The 17591-nt window shown below is 65.0% G+C and carries 18 protein-coding genes; 10 read left to right on the forward strand and 8 right to left on the reverse strand.

Features of this window, described 5'->3' with window-relative positions; genetic code table 11:
• Positions 1-43: 43 nt before the first annotated feature.
• The 5 genes from BUS06_RS13405 to BUS06_RS13425 form a co-directional block, all read right to left on the reverse strand.
• The gene (locus BUS06_RS13405; RefSeq protein ID WP_074264696.1) at positions 44-916 is read right to left on the reverse strand and encodes a phosphoribulokinase; all 873 of its coding nucleotides are present in this window, start codon (positions 914-916) and stop codon (positions 44-46) included.
• Between the two features lie 19 nt (positions 917-935).
• A complete protein-coding gene (locus BUS06_RS13410; RefSeq protein ID WP_074264697.1) occupies positions 936-2033 on the reverse strand; it encodes a class 1 fructose-bisphosphatase in 1098 nt (365 codons plus the stop codon).
• Between the two features lie 27 nt (positions 2034-2060).
• The gene (gene cbbX / locus BUS06_RS13415) at positions 2061-3020 is read right to left on the reverse strand and encodes a CbbX protein (protein WP_074264698.1); all 960 of its coding nucleotides are present in this window, start codon (positions 3018-3020) and stop codon (positions 2061-2063) included.
• Positions 3021-3023: 3 nt separating this feature from the next.
• Positions 3024-3452 (reverse strand): ribulose bisphosphate carboxylase small subunit, encoded by a 429-nt coding sequence (locus tag BUS06_RS13420; protein ID WP_074264699.1) that lies wholly within the window; start codon positions 3450-3452, stop codon positions 3024-3026.
• A gap of 129 nt (positions 3453-3581) precedes the next feature.
• Positions 3582-5081 (reverse strand): form I ribulose bisphosphate carboxylase large subunit, encoded by a 1500-nt coding sequence (locus tag BUS06_RS13425; protein ID WP_074264700.1) that lies wholly within the window; start codon positions 5079-5081, stop codon positions 3582-3584.
• Positions 5082-5553: 472 nt separating this feature from the next.
• Between BUS06_RS13425 and pqqA the strand changes: the two genes are divergently transcribed.
• From pqqA to BUS06_RS13440, 3 genes are all read left to right on the forward strand, one after another.
• Complete coding sequence (gene pqqA, locus BUS06_RS37430) at positions 5554-5628, forward strand: pyrroloquinoline quinone precursor peptide PqqA (protein WP_143787599.1); 75 nt, start codon at positions 5554-5556, stop codon at positions 5626-5628.
• A 99-nt stretch (positions 5629-5727) separates the two neighbouring features.
• The gene (locus BUS06_RS13435; protein WP_074264702.1) at positions 5728-6327 is read left to right on the forward strand and encodes a DUF447 domain-containing protein; all 600 of its coding nucleotides are present in this window, start codon (positions 5728-5730) and stop codon (positions 6325-6327) included.
• 27 nt (positions 6328-6354) lie between these two features.
• Positions 6355-7098: a (5-formylfuran-3-yl)methyl phosphate synthase gene (locus tag BUS06_RS13440; protein WP_074264703.1), complete on the forward strand. Its 744-nt coding sequence runs from the start codon at positions 6355-6357 to the stop codon at positions 7096-7098.
• Positions 7099-7173: 75 nt separating this feature from the next.
• On the opposite strand, the gene BUS06_RS13445 is transcribed toward BUS06_RS13440, so the two are convergent.
• The 3 genes from BUS06_RS13445 to BUS06_RS13455 are packed head-to-tail and all read right to left on the reverse strand — an operon-like array spanning position 7174 to position 10019.
• A complete protein-coding gene (locus tag BUS06_RS13445) occupies positions 7174-7764 on the reverse strand; it encodes an amino acid kinase family protein (RefSeq protein ID WP_074264704.1) in 591 nt (196 codons plus the stop codon).
• 39 nt (positions 7765-7803) lie between these two features.
• On the reverse strand, positions 7804-8958 hold the full coding sequence (locus BUS06_RS13450; RefSeq protein WP_074264705.1) for a hydantoinase/oxoprolinase family protein: 1155 nt from the start codon (positions 8956-8958) through the stop codon (positions 7804-7806).
• On the reverse strand, positions 8955-10019 hold the full coding sequence (locus tag BUS06_RS13455) for an ATP-grasp domain-containing protein (RefSeq protein ID WP_074264706.1): 1065 nt from the start codon (positions 10017-10019) through the stop codon (positions 8955-8957). Before BUS06_RS13455 ends, BUS06_RS13450 begins: the two co-directional genes overlap by 4 nt.
• A 14-nt stretch (positions 10020-10033) precedes the next feature.
• Between BUS06_RS13455 and BUS06_RS13460 the strand changes: the two genes are divergently transcribed.
• From BUS06_RS13460 to pqqB, 7 genes are all read left to right on the forward strand, one after another.
• Positions 10034-10807, forward strand: coding sequence for a HisA/HisF-related TIM barrel protein (locus BUS06_RS13460; RefSeq protein WP_074264707.1), 774 nt, complete (start codon positions 10034-10036; stop codon positions 10805-10807).
• 287 nt (positions 10808-11094) lie between these two features.
• Entirely contained in the window at positions 11095-12471 is a 1377-nt protein-coding gene (locus BUS06_RS13465; RefSeq protein WP_074264708.1) for a molybdopterin-binding domain-containing protein, read from the forward strand.
• Positions 12468-14168: a formylmethanofuran dehydrogenase subunit A gene (locus tag BUS06_RS13470; RefSeq protein WP_074264709.1), complete on the forward strand. Its 1701-nt coding sequence runs from the start codon at positions 12468-12470 to the stop codon at positions 14166-14168. Before BUS06_RS13465 ends, BUS06_RS13470 begins: the two co-directional genes overlap by 4 nt.
• Before the next feature lie 18 nt (positions 14169-14186).
• Positions 14187-15158 (forward strand): formylmethanofuran--tetrahydromethanopterin N-formyltransferase, encoded by a 972-nt coding sequence (fhcD, locus tag BUS06_RS13475; protein WP_074264710.1) that lies wholly within the window; start codon positions 14187-14189, stop codon positions 15156-15158.
• Positions 15155-16000 (forward strand): formylmethanofuran dehydrogenase subunit C, encoded by an 846-nt coding sequence (locus BUS06_RS13480; protein ID WP_074264711.1) that lies wholly within the window; start codon positions 15155-15157, stop codon positions 15998-16000. Before fhcD ends, BUS06_RS13480 begins: the two co-directional genes overlap by 4 nt.
• A 76-nt stretch (positions 16001-16076) precedes the next feature.
• Positions 16077-16643 carry a cytochrome b gene (locus tag BUS06_RS13485; RefSeq protein ID WP_074264712.1) on the forward strand — a complete coding sequence of 189 codons (567 nt, stop codon included), beginning with the start codon at positions 16077-16079 and terminating at the stop codon, positions 16641-16643.
• A gap of 13 nt (positions 16644-16656) precedes the next feature.
• The gene (gene pqqB / locus BUS06_RS13490) at positions 16657-17586 is read left to right on the forward strand and encodes a pyrroloquinoline quinone biosynthesis protein PqqB (RefSeq protein WP_074264713.1); all 930 of its coding nucleotides are present in this window, start codon (positions 16657-16659) and stop codon (positions 17584-17586) included.
• The last annotated feature ends 5 nt before the right edge of the window (positions 17587-17591 follow it).

Consider the following 17591-nt stretch of genomic DNA (forward strand, 5'->3'; position numbering starts at 1 on the left):
AGCTCTCCTTGCACGAAATCAACCCACCATGCAGCGCGGCGCCTCAGGCGCGCGAGCGCCGGTCGATCAGTTGCAGAATCATCGGTGTGAAAATCAGCTGCATCGCGAGGCCCATCTTGCCGCCTGGCACCACGATCACATTCGGCCGCGACATGAACGAGTCGTGCAGCATCGTCAGCAGATACTGGAAGTCGATCCCCTTCGGCCGCGCGAAACGGATCACGACGAAGCTCTCGTCCGGCTGCGGAATCTCGCGGGCGGTAAACGGATTCGACGTGTCCACGGTCGGCACGCGCTGGAAGTTCACATGCGTGCGTGAGAACTGAGGACAGATATAGTTGACGTAGTCAGGCATGCGCCGCAGGATCGTATCGACCACGGCCTCATGCGAGTAGCCGCGCATGGTCTGGTCACGATGCAGTTTCTGGATCCATTCGAGATTGATGATCGGCACGACGCCGATCAGCAGATCCGCATGCCGCGCGATGTCGATGCTGTCCGTCACCGCCGCCCCGTGCAGGCCTTCATAGAACATCAGATCGGTGTCCGGCGTCACCTCCTCCCATGGCGTGAAGGTTCCGGCGTCCTGCTTGTAGAGCCGCGTTTCGGGCTCGTCGTGCACATAGTGGCGCAACTTCCCGGTGCCGCTTTCTCCATAACGGGCGAAGAGCGCCTCGAGTTCTTCGAGCAGATTCGCTTGCGGCCCGAAATGGCTGAAGTTCGGCGCGCCATCCCGCTCGTGCTGTTTCATGGCTTCGCGCATGCCGTTGCGGTCATAACGATGAAAAGCGTCGCCTTCGACGATCTGCGCGTTGATCTTTTCGCGCCGGAAAATATGGGTAAAGCTCTTCATCACAGTCGTGGTGCCGGCGCCGCTCGAACCGGTCACCGCGACGATCGGGTGTTTGCTTGACATGCGTTTGTCTCCGGATGATTTAAGCCGTGAAGCCGGGCAGAAACAGCGAGCGCCGGCTAAAGAGCGGTGACGTGAAGGGTCGATCCTCGCCCCGGTCGTATTCACCGTGATAGCGTTCGATGCGCTCCACCTCGTTCTTCGAACCGAGGATCACCGGCACGCGTCCATGCAGCGTGCGCGGCACGACGTCGAGAATACGTTCGCGCCCGGTGATCGAAAGACCGCCGGCCTGTTCGATCAGGAAGCTCATCGGGTTGGCTTCATACAGCAGCCGCAAGCGCCCTTCCATGGCCGGTATTTTCGAGTCGCGCGGGTACATGAACACGCCGCCGCGCATCAGGATGCGATGCACCTCGGCAACCATCGATGCGATCCAGCGCATATTGAAGTCGCTTGCACGGCAACCGCTGCGTCCGTCCTTGCACTCCTGTACGTAGCGGCGCACCGGCGGTTCCCAGAAGCGTTCGTTCGACGCATTGATGGCGAATTCAACCGTGTCTTCTGGAATGCGAATGTTCGAATGCGTGAGCACGAAGTTGCCGATGTCGCGCTCCAGCGTAAAGCCATGCGTGCCGTTGCCGACCGAGAGCACGAGCATCGTCGAAGGCCCGTAGACGGCGTAGCCCGCTGCGACCTGCTCGCGGCCCGGCTGCAGAAACGCGGACTCGCCCACCTGCGCCTGCGAATCCGCCGGGTTTTCATTGCGCAGCACCGAAAAGATCGATCCCACCACGCCGTTGATGTCGATATTCGACGAACCGTCGAGCGGATCGAAGGCAAGCAGATAGTCGCCGCGCGGATAGCCCGGCGGAATCGGGTAGACCGCCTCCATTTCCTCGGACGCCATCGCCGCGAGCAGTCCGTCCCATTCGCATTGCTGCACGAAGATCTCGTTGGTCGCGACATCGAGCTTCTTCTGCTCCTCGCCGTGCGTGTTGACGCTATGCGCGGAGCCGTAGTGGCCGCCAAGCGCGCCTTTGGTGAGCATCGCGGAGATCGACTTGATCGCCGCGGCCACGTCGATCAGGAGCGCCGAAAGGCCCGCGTTCTGCGCTCCAGGCTGGCGGTCGAGCGTGTCGATCAGGAACTTCGAGAGGGTCGTACGTCCGTCTTGCATGGCGATCTCCTGAGGGATGGTTTTCGTTTAGCCTGGCGGCGCCAGCACGGCGCGCGTCGCATGAGAGGACGCAGGCACCCCGTCGTTTGCCGCGGGCGTTTCGGCGAACACACGGCTCCCGCGAATGTCGGCGGCCGCAATCAGGGTGAGCGCGGCGGCGTCGATGGCCGCGCCGTCCCGCATCGCCGTGGCGAACAGGCGATTGGCCTGACGCAGCCGCGAACGGTCGAGCGCATTGCGCACCGAACGGGCGTTAGCAAAATTCGGCTGGCGGGTGCGCAGCGCGAGATAGTCCGCGAAAGCGCGGCGCGCGTCGGCGTCGAAGCGGTAATGCATCGTCGCGAGCATCCGCTCGGCGATGTCGAGCAGTTCCGCGTCGTCGTAGTCGGGAAACGTGATGTGATGCGCAATCCGCGAACGGAAGCCCGGATTGCTCTCGAAGAACACTTCCATGCGCGCCGCGTAGCCAGCGAGAATCACGACGAGATCGTCACGCTGGTTTTCCATGGTTTGCAGCAGGATCTCGATCGCCTCCTGACCATAGTCGCGTTCGTTTTCCGGGCGATACAGGTAATACGCTTCGTCGATGAACAGCACGCCGCCCATCGCGCGCTTCAACACCTCGCGCGTTTTCGGCGCGGTATGGCCGATGTACTGACCGACCAGGTCGTCACGCGTCACCGAAACCAGATGATTGCGGCGAATGTAACCCAGCCGGTGCAGCACTTCGGCCATGCGTAGCGCGACCGTGGTCTTGCCGGTGCCGGGATTGCCGGAGAAGCACATATGCAGGGTCGGCGCGCCGCCTGCTAGGCCGAGCGAAGCGCGGGCCCGCTCGACGAGCAGATGGGCCGCGACCTCGCGAATGCGGGTCTTCACCGGGGCGAGCCCGACCAGATCGCGATCGAGTTCGGCCAGCACGTCGCCGATGCCGGAGTCGCGATAGAGCGCGGCGAGATCGACATTGGGCACCTGGGCGCAGTTCATCTTCTAGCGCCCCGGTACATATCGCTCACCCGAGGGCCGGTCGCCCGCATAGCCGGACAGCCCGTAACGCTGCACACGTCCCACCCCGTCCTGGCGCGTGAGGCGAAAGCCCGGCTCCTCGTCCGGGCGGTTGACGATGAACGACAGACGCATCGTCTCGAAGCCGCGCACCGAATCGAAGGCGTTGATCTTGATGTAGTGCTGCGGCCGCGCCGCGCGGCACGCCTTCACTTCCTGCAACACGCCGGCCGCATCGTGCAGATCGAACATCGGCAGGCCCCACATTTCCCAATAGGTGTTGCGCGGATGCGGATCGTCGGTGTACTCGACCGAACAGGCCCAGCCCTGGCCCAGCGCGTAGTCGATCTGCAAGCTGATCTCCTCGTCGGTCAGTTCCGGCAAGAAGGAAAACGTACCCTGTGTAATGCGCATGACGTACCTCGCTGATGAATGCATCGATCGGAAACGGCGCCAACGGTTTTCCGCGCAGTGCGGCTGCACTGCTACCGGACCGCATTGAGAAACCTTGAATACCCGCTACCCGCTCTGGATAGCCGCCGCTCAGGCCGCTGTCGGCGTGGCGGCGAAATCCGGCGTGTCGGTCGACGCGTAGTTGAACGTCACATCCCGCCACGTATCGAGCGCCTGCTTGAGCGGCGTGCACCAGCGCGCCGCCGCTTCGAGAATCTCCGGCCCTTCGTGCACGATGTCGCGACCCTCGTTGCGCGCCTTCACCATCGTTTCGAGCGCAACGCGATTCGCTACCGCGCCCGCCTGGATACCGGCCGGATGACCGATCGTGCCGCCGCCGAACTGCAGGATCGCGTCGTCGCCGAACAGGTCCAGCAGTTGATGCATCTGCCCTGCATGAATGCCGCCCGAGGCCACCGGCATCACCTTGCGCAAACCCGCCCACGGCTGGTCGAAGAAAATCCCGCGTGACAGATCGACCTCGTTGTGCGCCTCGCGGCACACGTTGTAATACCCCTGCACCGACAGCGGATCACCTTCGAGCTTGCCGACCGCGGTGCCCGCATGCGCATGATCGACGCCCGCCATGCGCAGCCACTTCGCGATCACGCGAAACGAGATGCCGTGATTGCGCTGCCGCGTATAGGTACTGTGACCCGCGCGATGCAGATGCAGAATCATGTCGTTGCGGCGCGCCCAGCGCCCCATCGATTGAATCGCCGTCCAGCCGACCACGAGATCGATCATGACGATGCAGGAACCCAGTTGCTTCGCGAATTCGGCGCGCTCATACATGTCCTCCATCGTGCCGGCCGTCACGTTCAGGTAGTGGCCTTTGACTTCACCCGTTTCCGCCTGCGCGCGATTCACCGCCTCCATTGAAAACAGAAAACGGTCGCGCCAGTGCATGAAGGCCTGCGAGTTGATGTTTTCGTCGTCCTTCAGAAAATCGAGGCCGCCGCGCAATCCTTCGTATACGACCCGGCCATAATTCTTGCCCGACAAACCGAGCTTCGGCTTGACGGTCGCGCCAAGCAAGGGCCGGCCGTACTTGTCGAGCCGCTCGCGCTCGACGACGATTCCCGTCGGCGGCCCCTGGAAGGTCTTCAGATAAGCAACAGGTATGCGCATGTCTTCGAGACGCAGCGCCTTGAGCGGTTTGAAGCCGAACACATTGCCGATGATCGAGGCGGTCAGGTTGGCGACCGAACCCTCTTCGAACAGATCCAGTTCATAGGCGATGTACGCGAAATACTGCGGCTCGCCGGCGTTTGCGCCAGGCACGGGATCGACGCGGTAGGCTTTCGCACGGTACATGTCGCATGCGGTCAGGCGATCGGTCCACACCACGGTCCAGGTTGCCGTCGACGATTCGCCGGCCACGGCCGCCGCCGCCTCCTCCGGATCGACACCGGGCTGCGGCGTGATGCGAAAGAGCGCGATGATGTCGGTATCTTTCGGCGTGTAATCCGGCTGCCAGTAGCCCATCTCGCGATACTTCATGACGCCCGCGGCGTACCGTTCGCGAGGTTTCTGCGCGTCGCGCGGCTTGTGTATGGAATCAATGACCGGTTGACTGAAATCGTTCATGACATATCCTCGAAGGTGAACAGGTGCGCTGCCGGAAGAACGGAGCGCTTGTTTGCACTGTATGCAGGAACGCAGTCACTGAGAATTCACGATTTCATTTGGCAGACTTAACCGATCCGTTATCGATTGCACAACGCGAAGCGATTTTTCAACACATGCGCGAACGATCGATGGAGAATGATCTGCATGGGATCGGCGAGCACCGGGTGACAGGAGAACAGAGCCGTGCTGCCCGGCATGGAACACTTTGCTGCATTCCCGGAACAGTGCGCGGCGCGAGCGCATCGTACTGCGCACACCGTGGTCGCACCGGCGCAATTCGGCAAACGCTGCATTGCGGCGCGCCCACAAGTCGCTTGTGCCAGGTCATCGAAAACCCGGCATGGAGCTTGCGTAGTCACCAACGCCAATGAAGTCCGGCATCACGCCGGGCCGACGGCACAACGCTGTACAACACATGGAGGAAACACGTATGCAATGGACGACTCCGAGCTACACCGATATACGTCTTGGTTACGAAATCACGATGTACGTCGCTACGCGTTAAGCCCGCCCGGGCCGCGACACGCGGCCCTTCGGCGGATTTGCGGTAATCCCTGACTAACCGGCCGGCTTTTCGGCGCTGCCAGGACACGCGTTCCCATCCATGATCCACGAAACGATCGTCACCACAGCAGCGTGCGATGGCCGTCCTCATATCGCGCCCATGGGGGCCCGTTACGAGGACGACTTCGTCATCCTCTCGCCGTTTCGCCCGTCGGTCACGCTCGACAATATCGTCGCGTCGCGGGCTGCAGTGCTGAACTTCACCACCGACGTCCGTATCTTCGCCGGCTGCGTCACGCATTGCGCGTGCGACTGGCCCACCGTCGCCGCCAGCTGTGTGGCGAGCATCAGGCTCGCCGGGTCGCTGGCGCACGCTGAACTCGAACTCGACGAACTGCGCGACGACAGGGAGCGCCCGGTGCTGCGCATGAAATGCGTGCACCGCGAAAACCATGCGCCGTTCACCGGTTTTAACCGCGCCCAGGCCGCGGTGGTAGAAGGCGCGATTCTCGTGAGCCGGCTTTTCATGCTGCCGGCCGACAAGGTGGACCGCGAAATGGCCTACCTGCAGATCGCCATCGACAAAACCGCCGGCGATGCCGAACTCACCGCCTGGGGGTGGCTCACCGCCGCGATCGCGCGGCATCGCGAGAGCCTCGAATCTTCCGGCGGTTCAGCCGCCGAACTCATAGCGCACTAGTCTGTCCCGCCTTTTCGGAGAATATCGATGACCGCATTGCTCGCGAGCGTCCGCTCGGACGACGAAGCATTGGACGCCGCTCGTGCCGGCGCCGAACTGATCGACCTGAAGGAGCCGAACGCGGGCGCGCTCGGCGGCCTGTCGATCGGCGACATCACGCATATCGTCCGCCAGCTTCGCGCCTGCTATCCAGTCAAGCCGATTAGCGCAACGATTGGCGACGTGCCGGCGGACGCGCTCGATGAAATCGCCACCCGTGTTATCGAAGTCAGCGACGCAGGCATCGACTACGTGAAAGTGGGTGTGGCGCCCGGTCCGTCTGCACGACGCTGTCTCGAACAACTGGCCAATCTGCCGGCTGCGGTCGTGCCGGTGCTGCTGTGTGACAGCGGCATGGAAAGCGAACTGGTCGCCTATACGGCCACGCTCGGTTTTGTCGGCGTGATGTTCGACACCGCCGGCAAGGACGGCCGCACACTGTTCGATTACGTGGATGGCGATTCGCTCGCGCAATGGCTGCGGCTCACGCGCGAGCGCGGCGCGATGAGCGGCATCGCCGGCTCGCTCGGCTGGGCGCAGTTCGAGCAGATCCGGGCGCTCGCGCCGGACGTGGCGGGTTTTCGCACGGCACTATGCGTCGATGGAAGGCGCTCGCGACTCGATCCGCAACGCGTGGCGCAATGGGCCACCGCACTGCACCGTCCTGCTGGAGAGACAAGCGGCGCGCTCGCCGCGGCGAACACCCAGGCCTCCGGCGCGGCACGTCTTTAATGCACCTGATTGCCCGCAAGCCGTTGCCTCGCACCCAGGATGCCGCAAAAGACCGCGCAGCAATAGGCACGAATACTAGATCACCGGGATGTTCAGCAGCCGGTCGCGCATCAGCGCGACATTGTCCTTGTTGAACATCTCGACCACGTAATTGGCCTCGATCACATGATCGACGAAACGGCGGTCGACTACGCCCGTGGCCGCCAGCGTCTCGAGCCGCTCGTTCTCCGAGATGGCGCATGACTTCACCACGATCAACCGCTCGGCGTTGAGCATGGTCGAGAGCCATGCGGCGAGGCTGTCGGAGGTGGTGTCCCAATTGCTCATCGCGTCCGGCGTGTCGCGCATCAGCGAGGTCGGCACCCACACTGCCACGCGGCCGTCGCGCAGCGCGCGGCGGATCTTCGCCTCACTCGAGGCGAGCACGAGTTCAGGCAAGATCCCTTGCATGAGAATCGCGTATTGCGTCATGGCAAGCAGACACATGTTGTGCGCGGCGAGATCGTCGAAGCGCCACTCGCTCTGGTATTGCCGCACCTTGTCCGCGAAATCGCCGCCACCGGGCACGATGACGACGCGCCCGCCCCCCACCTCACATAGCTCGACGAGCCACTTGCGAAGCATCGGATCGTGACTCAGGCTGCCCCCGATCTTGACCACCCACATGATCGTTGTCCTCTTCCGCGCGTTTCCGCTCGTTTCCCTTCAACTGCTCAAGGCCGCCCGCGCTGCTCCGCTGCGGCTGGCATCACCGGCGTCCCAGTGGCGAGTCGCCGCAAGCAGCGCTATCGCCACACTCGGCGCGCACGTTGCGGCCCAGTCCGACCGGTTCGCCGGCACACCCGCCAGCGTGCCGAAATCGATGTACGCGCGTGGCGCTTCACTGGCTTCCATACTGGCCAGCGCCGCCGCGAGAAAGCGTCCACACCCTGCGCCGACCAGCGGTGCGGCGGCGAGCTCAGGGTGAGCCGCCGTCACGCGCGCCAGATTGGCGCCGATCTCGCGCAACTGCAGTTCGCGCCAACGCAGCGCGAACCCGCGCCATTCGCCGGAACCCGCTTCATGGGCGTCCCGGCCAATCATCCGCGCGAGCCGCGTGCGGCTGGCTGCTTCCGTCTTCGGTCCCTGGTCGGCGCTCGGATACAGGTCGTAGTGCGGCGCCAGTTCGCCCGTGAGGCGGTAAACGTCCGCCGTGGTCGCAAACCATTCGTTCATCACGTTGACGGTCTCCCCAGCGAACTCGATGCGCTGGGCGAGGCCGCACAAAGGCGTGCGCACCACGCCCTGGTACACGAGTTCGCCGGTGGCGAGCCGCCCGGCATCCGTCGCAGCACGCGCGACGACGCCACCGCCGGCGATCGGAATGATGTCGGTGGTGGTACTGCCAATGTCGATCAGCAGCGCATCGGGTACGCGCGACGCGATCCAGCTCGCGGTGGCCAGCCAGTTCGCCGAGGCGACACTGCGCCAACCGTCCGCGCAGGACTGCGGCGTGAGCCAGCCGGCGTCGCCCGCGTAGAAACGCAAGCGCGGCCCGAGCCGCTGCGCGAGCGCAGCAGCGATGGCCTGCACGCCATGCGCGCGGTCCTCGAAGAGGTCGACCATCTCCCCGGTCATCGTCACCGCGTGCAGCGCGGCGTCAGTCCGGGCGGCCGGCCAGCGCTCGAAGACAAGGTCGATGGTTCGCTCGAGATGGTCGAGGCCCTGCCATAGCGGACAAGCCCACTGCGCGACATCGAGCACCGCGCCCGCGGCATCGGCCATCGACACCTTCACGTGCGCGCCGCCGACATCCCAGCCGAATACGGCCGCGCCATCCGCCGTAGCGACGCTTGCATCGGCGCCGAACCCGGCGCTCATCGCTGCGCTCCGCAGGCGGGCGGTGCGCCACAGTTGCGCGCCGCCGGACCGGACCCCACGATACGCACGCCGTGGGCAGCAAGCAGGGCGTGCGCGAGGTTGCCGCCGAGCGCCTCGGACAGCCCGGCATACGCCACCGTCAGACGCGGGTTGACCTCGATCACAATCGGGCCGCGCGACGCATGCCACACCACGTCGATGCCGACGAAGCCGCGCAGCCCCGGCAGCGCCTGAGCCACGCGCTGCGCGAGCGCGCCGAGCATGCGGCCCTGGTCGCCAGCCAGGTCGATCTGGTTGACCATCACGCCATCGAATTCCACGATGTGCGGTTGCTGCTGCGCCGCATCGCCTTCGCTCAGGCTGATTTGCTGCCGGTTGATGCTGACGAGTTCAACGCCGTCGCCGTGGCAGATCAGCGAGAGGCTGAGCGGCTCGCCGTCGACCCATGCCTGCAGCACCGGATTGCGCGCGGCGGCGGCACGTGCGTCGTATTCGGCACAGGCGTCGGCAAAATTGTCGAATACGAAGGTATCGAGACCGCCCGCGCCGTCGTCCGGTTTCACGACCCAACGGCTGCCCGGTTGTCCGGCGGCCTGTCCGGCGAGCTGTCCAGGTTCGACAGCCGGCGTCGTGGCGATGCCGTGCGCCATCAGGCACGCCGCAGTCGCGCTCTTGCTCGACGCCACGCGGATCGATTCTTTCGAACAGCCAAGCCAGCGCGCGGCGCCCACCGCGTCGTACAGATGCAGCAGCAAACCGTCGCACTCCGGCGCGATGATCCACGCGTAGTCGTGCTCGCGAGCTACCCGCGCGACAAAAGCGGTCATCGACTCGCCTTGTGCGGCCCTACAATGGACGCGCGACGATGCGACGGTTTCAAAACGGGAACTCGCGAAGCTCACGTCCACTCCGTCGAGTTCCCGCAGGTCGCTCACCAGTGCGTCACGCATCACCCGGCCTTCGACGATCAGCGCGCTCAGGTCGGCCAGACTTCCCGCGCCGGCATGTGCCGGATCGATGCCGCCACCGGTGAGATACTCGAAGACAAAGATCTTGGTCAAAGGAGCGCGCCCCCATGCAGGTGATACCGGTTCTCGATCTGCTCGACGGCCACGTGGTACGCGCGGTGCGCGGCGAACGGACAGCCTATCAGCCGATCCACTCACCGCTTGCCGCTACCAGCGAGCCGCTTCACATCGCCCGCGCCCTGCTTGCTGCAAGCGGCGCACGGACGCTCTATATCGCCGACCTCGGCGCGATCCTTCAGCAAGGCGCTCACGTCGAGACGCTCGCTGCACTACGTGCCGCCCTGCCCGGCACTGACATCTGGCTCGACGCGGGCTATGCCGACTATGCGTCGATGCATGCGCTGTTCGCGCGTATCGAAGAAACCACCCGGCGCAACAGCCTCGACGGCACGCGTCCGTCTGCTCCGCACGGTCTCGCGACGCTCGTGCCGGTGTTCGGCAGCGAGTCGTTGCTCGACATCGACGCACTACGCGCCGCTGAAGCCGCCAGGCTTTCTCCAATCCTTTCGCTCGACCACCGCGCCGGTCAACTGATCACGGCTACGTCTTCGCTCACCCCAGCCGGGCACACCTCGGCATGGTGGCCCCGCAGGGTGATCGCGATGACGCTCGATCAGGTAGGCAGCTACGACGGTCCCGACCTCGCCACGTTCGAACGTATCCGTGCCCATGCTCCCACGCATACCGCCGTGATCGGCGCGGGCGGCATTCGCCATCGCGAGGACATGGCAGCGGCGGCCCGCACCGGCGCTTCGGCATGGCTTGTGGCGTCTGCGCTGCACGATCGCCGTATAGGCCTGCCATTCGTCGAATCAACATAGGCGTGCTATACAACTTTCATGCCAATCGCCGGAGAAGCCGTGGCTGTAAACAAACGGCAAGCTAAAGGTGCCGTTTGTGACACTCTGCTCCAGATTGACACACAACCTGTGCGGAGCAATGCGGCGCGCCCGTTGCACAGCCGACACATTGCGTGCAGGGCAGCGCGCATATCGCGACGGTATCGATCCTTTTAAGCGCAAGGCCACATAAGCGGCGCGCGATGCGTCGCGCACCTCGCTATGGCATCTGGACTCAAATCGGCATGGAGCTTGCTAAAAGTGCGGCCATGCACCTCTCGCCCATCGATCCATCGTCCACGACCCCATCGGCCACGGCCCACGTTCCTGCCTCGTCGCTAACGCGCGACTGGACTTGCCCGTTCTGCCCGCTGCTGTGCGACGACCTCGTAGTCGAGTCGCATGACGACGCCACGCTCACCGTGCCGGATATCGAATGCCGGCGCCTCACCCAGGCGCTCGCCTGCTACAGCAGCGCGGATGCACAGTGCCGCAGCAGCGTCGACGGACACGATACGGATCTCGATACCGCGCTGGCTGGCGCGGCGCGCATCCTGTCGTCGGCACGCCGCCCTTTATTCGGCTCGCTGACCACCGATGTAGCCGGGACCCGTGCGCTGTACACGCTGGCCGCGGGCTGTGGCGCCATCCTCGATCATTGGCACGGCGATGCGATGAGCGCGGCCACGCTTGCGTTGCAGGATCGCGGATCGTTCTTCACCACGCTGTCCGAGGTGCGCTCGCGTGCAGACCTGCTGGTGTTTTTCAATTGCCAGCCGTCGCAGCGCTATCCGCGCTTCTTCACGCGCGCGCTGGCAGGCACAGAACAGACACGCGAGCTGGTGTTCGTCGGCTGCCCTCCCGATCCCGCCGCGGCCGGCCTGGCGAATACGCGAGTCGAAGCGATTCTTCCGGACAACGATCCTTTTGACACGCTCGCGCTCTGGTCCGCCCTTTGCGAAGGACGCGAGGCTCGTGCACTGCACGATAGCGCCGTAGACACGGCAGCGGAACTCGCCCGCCTGCAGGCACGCATCGCCGCCGCGCACTACACCGTGCTGGTCTACGAGACTGCCGCATTGCCCGGTCCGCACGCGGCCCTGCTCATCGAGGCCTTGAACCGGATCGTCAAGGCAGCCAACCGCACCGTGCGCGCGGGCTGTCTCGCGCTCGGCGGCGACGACGGCGCCTTGACGGTCAATCAGACCGTGGCGTGGCTCTCGGGTCTGCCGTTGCGGACGCGGGTCTCGACGCCCTCGCGGACCGCCGGCACGGCGCCGCTCGACTACGATCCGTACCGGTATCGCACCGGGCGGCTGCTCGCCAACGGCGAGATCGACGCGCTGCTGTGGGTCGCCAGCTTCGCGCCGCCGGTCTGGCCGCAAGCGCTCGATCAAACGGTGCCTGTGATCGTGCTCGGCCATCCTGCTCTGGCCGAAGCCGCGAAAGCGCGCGGCGCCGCTACCGTCTTTATTCCGGTCGCCACACCTGGGATCGATAGCGCCGGTCATCTGTTTCGCGTCGACGGCCCGGTCGTGATGCCGCTTGCCTGCGCACGCAGCGTTGGACTGCCCTCGGTGGCAACGATCGCGGAGCGCCTGGCGGCGCAGCTCGATGCCCAGCCCGCCCCGCAGGTGCAGCCATGAGTCTCATCCGGCTCAAGGGCGGCAGGATCTTCGACCCGGCCAACGGCGTCGACGGCGAGCGCCGCGATCTGGCGATCCGCGACGGCCGCATCGTCGACGTGCCCGCCACGATGCCGGCCGATCGCGAATATGACGCCACCGGCATGATCGTGATGGCAGGCGGCATCGACATGCACTCGCATATCGGCGGCGGCAAGACCAATCTCGCGCGCCTGCTGCTCCCCGAGGATCATCGTAACGATCCTGTGCGCGAACCCGCGTACGACGCGGTGCAGGACGCAAACGGCCGCTACCTGAGGCTGCCGTCATGTGGAGTCTGCACGCCCGGCACGCTCGCGACCGGCTACCGCTACGCCGAGATGGGCTATACGGCCGCCTTCGAGCCGGCCATGATGCCCTCCAACGCGCGTCATACGCACCTTGAGATGGGCGACACCCCGATCATCGATCACGGCGCGTACGTCATGCTCGGCAACGACGAGCTGTTCCTGCAGATGCTCGCCGCCCGCGACGATTTCGAGCGTCTGCGCGACTACATCGGCTGGACGATCCACGCGAGCAAGGCGCTCGGCGTGAAGGTCGTCAATCCTGGCGGCATCTCCGCGTTCAAGTTCAACCAGCGCTCGCTGAACGTCGACGAGCCGCACGTGCATTACGGCATCACGCCGCGCGATGTGCTGCACACACTGTCGCGCGCGTTGACCGAGCTGCGCGTACCGCACCCGCTCCACGTACACGCCAGCAATCTGGGCGTGCCCGGCAACATCGATTCGACCATCGCCACCATGGATGCCGCCGACGGTCTGCCGATCCATCTCACGCATATCCAGTTTCATAGCTATGGCACTGAGGGTCCGCAAAAATTCTCGTCGGGCGCCCGGCAGATCGCAGAGGCGGTGAACGCACGGCCGAACGTGTCGATCGACGTCGGCCAGATCATCTTCGGACAGACCGTTACGGCCTCGGGTGACACGATGATGCAGTTCCGCAACACACCGCTCGGGCGGCCGCACAAGTGGGTGGTCGGCGACATCGAATGCGACGCGGGCTGCGGCGTGGTGCCGTTCCGCTATCGTGAGCAGAGCTATGTGAATGCATTGCAATGGATTATCGGCCTCGAGATCTTCCTGCTGGTCGACGACCCGTGGCGCGTCGCGATGACGACGGATCATCCGAACGGCGGCCCGTTCACGAGCTATCCGCACCTGATCCGTCTCCTGATGGATAAGTCGTTTCGCGATGAGCAGCTCGCAAAGCTTAATGCCGACGCCCAGGTGGCGAGCGCGTTGGCACAACTGACGCGCGAGTTCTCGCTGTACGAAATTGCCATCATCACGCGAGCAGGACCGGCGCGCCTGCTCGGCCTGCGCGACCGCGGCCATCTCGCCGCAGGCGCTGCGGCGGACATCGCCGTCTATCGCGACGACCCGGATCGCGAGCGCATGTTCACGTCGCCGGCCTATGTATTCAAGGACGGCGAACTCGTCGCTTGCGACGGCACGCTGGTCGCCACGCCGACGGGCGGCATCCATTTCGTCTCGCCTGACTTCGACCGCGGCATCGAGAAGACACTGCGCGCCTATAGCGGCGCCAACCTCGCGAGCAACTTCGCGCACGCTGCCATCAGCGACGACGAGGTTTGCAACTGCTGCCGCGGCGGCAGGCTGCTGCCCGTCGAATGTCTCGCCAACGGCTGACCCAATGGCCCACATACCATGAGCGCCCCGGCGACCCTGCAGATCAACGGCACCACGATCGACGCCACCTTCGCGGAAGCGTTTCCGATGAAGGCGACCCGGCTCGTCATCACCGCCCACACGCCGGCGTGGGCGATGAACGCCGCCATCTCGCTGACAGGGTTCGCGACCTCGGTGATCGGCTGCGGCTGCGAGGCCGGCGTCGAACGAACGCTGAGCGCCGGAGAAACGCCGGATGGCCGCCCTGGCGTGACGGTGCTGCTGTTCGCGGTGTCGTCGAAGGAATTGGCCAAACAGATCGAACGGCGCGTCGGACAATGCGTGCTCACGTGTCCGACCACCGCCGTGTATGGCGGCATCGATCCCGAGACGAGCCGCGCACCGCTTTCCGATCGGGCATCGCTCGGCAGCGGGCTGCGTTTTTTCGGCGACGGCTGGCAGATATCGAAGATGCTCGGCGACACGCGTTACTGGCGTGTGCCGGTGATGGACGGCGAGTTCGTCTGCGAGGAGACGGCGCTTACCGTCAAAGCCGTGGGCGGCGGCAACCTGATCCTGCTGGCGCGCGATATCGACGCCGCACTCGCCGCCGCCGAAGCCGCGGTCGCGGCGATGCGCAGGCTGCCGAACGTGGTCATGCCGTTCCCGGGCGGCGTGGTCCGGTCGGGATCGAAGGTCGGCTCGAAATACCAGGGCGCGAGCGCGTCCACCAACGACGCCTTCTGTCCGACCCTCACGGGTCTCTCCGCGCGCAGCGAACTGGGCGCGGAAGTCGGGTGCGTGCTCGAAATCGTGATCGACGGGCTTACCGACGCCGATGTCGGCGCGGCGATGAGCGCGGGTATTGGCGCAGCCGTCAGGCTCGGAAGTGCGGCGGGCCTGCTGCGCATTTCGGCGGGCAACTACGGCGGCAAGCTGGGACCTTACCACTTCCATCTGCACAGCCTCGCGGCGAGCGCCGCAGCGGACTTCGACGGGAGCCGCGCATGAGTCTTCGCATCACCCTGCGCGTGACAACGCCACCCGGCTTCCGCGTCGACGCGTCCGCCTTGCTGCCGGCGACGCTGGCGGCGATGAGCACGGCGGAAATCGAGCGCATTGTCCTACCCGCGGGCAATGACAGGTGTAACGTGGGCGATGTGTTCGACGTGTCGCGCAGTGAAGCCGCCGCTGAATCTGCTGCGCCGCACAGCGGCGCTACCCTGGTGATCGAAAACGCGGCGCCATGGCTCGACCGCGTCGGCGCGCGCATGGCGGACGGCCACCTCGTCGTGCACGGCTCGACCGGGGATTACAGTGGTTTCCAGATGGCGGGCGGCGTATTGCACATCGAGGGCGATGCGGGTCACTTTACCGGCTGCGAAATGCGCGGCGGCCGTCTGACGGTGACCGGGCATAGCGGCGACTTCGCCGCCGGCGCCCTCGCCGGCGACATGGAAGGCATGACGGGCGGCACGCTGACGATTCACGGCAACGCGGGCGCGCGGCTCGCCGATCGCATGCGCCGCGGACTCGTGCTGGTTGGCGGCAACGCGGGAGATTTTGCCGCATCGCGGCTTGTCGCGGGCACTATTGGCATTGCCGGTCAAGCGGGCGCGCATTATGCATACGGTATGAGGCGCGGCACCCTCCTGCTCACCCAGCGGCCCACGCACTTGCCGCCGACGTTTACCGAGGGCGGTCGCGGTTTCGACGTGTTCTGGGCACTCCTCGTGCGCAGTCTCGCCGATGAGATCGCACCCTTTTCGCAGTGGCGCACAGCGAGTTTGCCGACGCGCTATACGGGCGATCTCGCGGTCGACGGACGAGGCGAAATCCTGGTCGTGAGCTAGCCGCCGCAAGCACGCCCCGCATGACACGCAGTCAGACAGTGTTCGACAGAAACACCCGATAACGAAGGAGACAGGCATGACGATGGCGCATTCTCCCCCCGCACAGCCGGGCGCCGACGCATCCGCGCCGCGCTATGCCGGCTCGATGATCGCACTGCATTGGCTGATTGCACTTGGCATCATCGGCCTGCTCGCGCTTGGACTCTATATGGTCGGACTGCCAAAGGGTTGGCCTCTCAAAGCGACGCTCCTCAACCTTCACAAGTCGGTCGGACTGACGGTTTTCCTGCTGGTGCTTCTTCGCATCATGGCGCGTGTGGCCCTCCACCGGCCGCCCTTGCCGCCGATGCGACCGTGGCAACGCGCCGCCGCGCGCACTACGCAGGGCCTTTTATACGTCGCAATGGTCGCGATGCCGCTGTGCGGGTATCTCGGTTCGTCGTTCAACCGCTTCGGGACGCGCTTCTGGGGCCTCGCGCTGCCGCAGTGGGGCTGGGACGATGCGGGCTTGCGCGAACTGTTCTTCGGTCTTCATAAGGCAATCGGCTATGCGCTGATCGTACTGATTGTGCTGCACGTCGCGGGCGCGCTCAAGCATCAATGGATCGATCGCGACAACCTGCTCGCGAGGATGCTGCCATGATGCGGCGCGCACCATGAAGATCAAGGTACTCGGCTCATCGGCGGGCGGCGGTTTCCCGCAATGGAACTGCAATTGCCGCAATTGCGACGGCGTGCGGCGCGGCACGTTAAAGGCGACCCGCCGCACGCAATCGTCGATCGCGGTGAGTGCGAACGGCGAGGACTGGCTGCTGGTCAACGCGTCACCCGATCTGCTCGCGCAGATCGCCGCCAACCCCGAGCTGCAGCCGGCACGCCGCGCGCGCGATAGCGGGATTGCCGCGGTGCTGGTGATCGACGCGCAGATCGACCACGTCACCGGCTCGCTGATGCTGCGCGAACGCGACACGCCACTGCCGCTCTACGCAACCGATGCGGTATGGCAGGACCTGTGCAGCGGATTTCCGGTCGCACCGATCCTCTCGCACTATTGCGGCGTCGAGCATCGCCGCATCGCGCTCGACGGCGCGCCGCTCGCCGTTGCCGCCCTTGACGGCGTGCAGATCGACGCATTGCCGCTGTCGAGCAAGGCGCCGCCTTACTCGCCGCATCGGCATGCGCCCGAGCGCGGCGACAACATCGGACTCGTCTTCACGAACCGGCAAACCGGCAAACGCGTGTTCTACGCGCCCGGACTCGGAGCGATCGAAGCGCACGTGCTCGCCGCGATGCGTGAAGCGGATCTGCTGCTCGTCGACGGCACGCTGTGGACCGGCGATGAAATGATCCGCCTCGGTCTCTCGGAGAAAACCGCTGCGGATATGGGTCATCTGGAGCAGTCCGGCCCGGGCGGCATGATCGAAGTACTGGACTCACTCGAGGCACCCGAAGCACGCCACGTCCGCAAGGTGCTGATTCACATCAACAACACCAATCCGATTCTCGTCGAGGACGGCCCCGAGCGCCGCATCCTGACTGAACACGGAATCGAAGTGGCATACGACGGAATGACGTTCGAGATATGACGTGA

The organism is Paraburkholderia phenazinium, assembly GCF_900141745.1.
Taxonomy (GTDB): Bacteria; Pseudomonadota; Gammaproteobacteria; order Burkholderiales; family Burkholderiaceae; genus Paraburkholderia; species Paraburkholderia phenazinium_B.

Bases quoted from the DNA above. Each gene is read 5' to 3' on its own strand.
- BUS06_RS13480 (WP_074264711.1), top strand. From the start codon at position 15,155: ATGAGTCTTCGCATCACCCTGCGCGTGACAACGCCACCCGGCTTCCGC.
- BUS06_RS13465 (WP_074264708.1), top strand. From the start codon at position 11,095: ATGCACCTCTCGCCCATCGATCCATCGTCCACGACCCCATCGGCCACG.
- BUS06_RS13425 (WP_074264700.1), bottom strand. From the start codon at position 5,081: ATGAACGATTTCAGTCAACCGGTCATTGATTCCATACACAAGCCGCGC.
- pqqB (WP_074264713.1), top strand. From the start codon at position 16,657: ATGAAGATCAAGGTACTCGGCTCATCGGCGGGCGGCGGTTTCCCGCAA.
- BUS06_RS13485 (WP_074264712.1), top strand. From the start codon at position 16,077: ATGACGATGGCGCATTCTCCCCCCGCACAGCCGGGCGCCGACGCATCC.
- BUS06_RS13435 (WP_074264702.1), top strand. From the start codon at position 5,728: ATGATCCACGAAACGATCGTCACCACAGCAGCGTGCGATGGCCGTCCT.
- BUS06_RS13410 (WP_074264697.1), bottom strand. From the start codon at position 2,033: ATGCAAGACGGACGTACGACCCTCTCGAAGTTCCTGATCGACACGCTC.
- cbbX (WP_074264698.1), bottom strand. From the start codon at position 3,020: ATGAACTGCGCCCAGGTGCCCAATGTCGATCTCGCCGCGCTCTATCGC.
- BUS06_RS13405 (WP_074264696.1), bottom strand. From the start codon at position 916: ATGTCAAGCAAACACCCGATCGTCGCGGTGACCGGTTCGAGCGGCGCC.
- BUS06_RS13470 (WP_074264709.1), top strand. From the start codon at position 12,468: ATGAGTCTCATCCGGCTCAAGGGCGGCAGGATCTTCGACCCGGCCAAC.
- BUS06_RS13440 (WP_074264703.1), top strand. From the start codon at position 6,355: ATGACCGCATTGCTCGCGAGCGTCCGCTCGGACGACGAAGCATTGGAC.
- BUS06_RS13420 (WP_074264699.1), bottom strand. From the start codon at position 3,452: ATGCGCATTACACAGGGTACGTTTTCCTTCTTGCCGGAACTGACCGAC.
- fhcD (WP_074264710.1), top strand. From the start codon at position 14,187: ATGAGCGCCCCGGCGACCCTGCAGATCAACGGCACCACGATCGACGCC.
- BUS06_RS13450 (WP_074264705.1), bottom strand. From the start codon at position 8,958: ATGAGCGCCGGGTTCGGCGCCGATGCAAGCGTCGCTACGGCGGATGGC.
- BUS06_RS13445 (WP_074264704.1), bottom strand. From the start codon at position 7,764: ATGTGGGTGGTCAAGATCGGGGGCAGCCTGAGTCACGATCCGATGCTT.
- BUS06_RS13460 (WP_074264707.1), top strand. From the start codon at position 10,034: ATGCAGGTGATACCGGTTCTCGATCTGCTCGACGGCCACGTGGTACGC.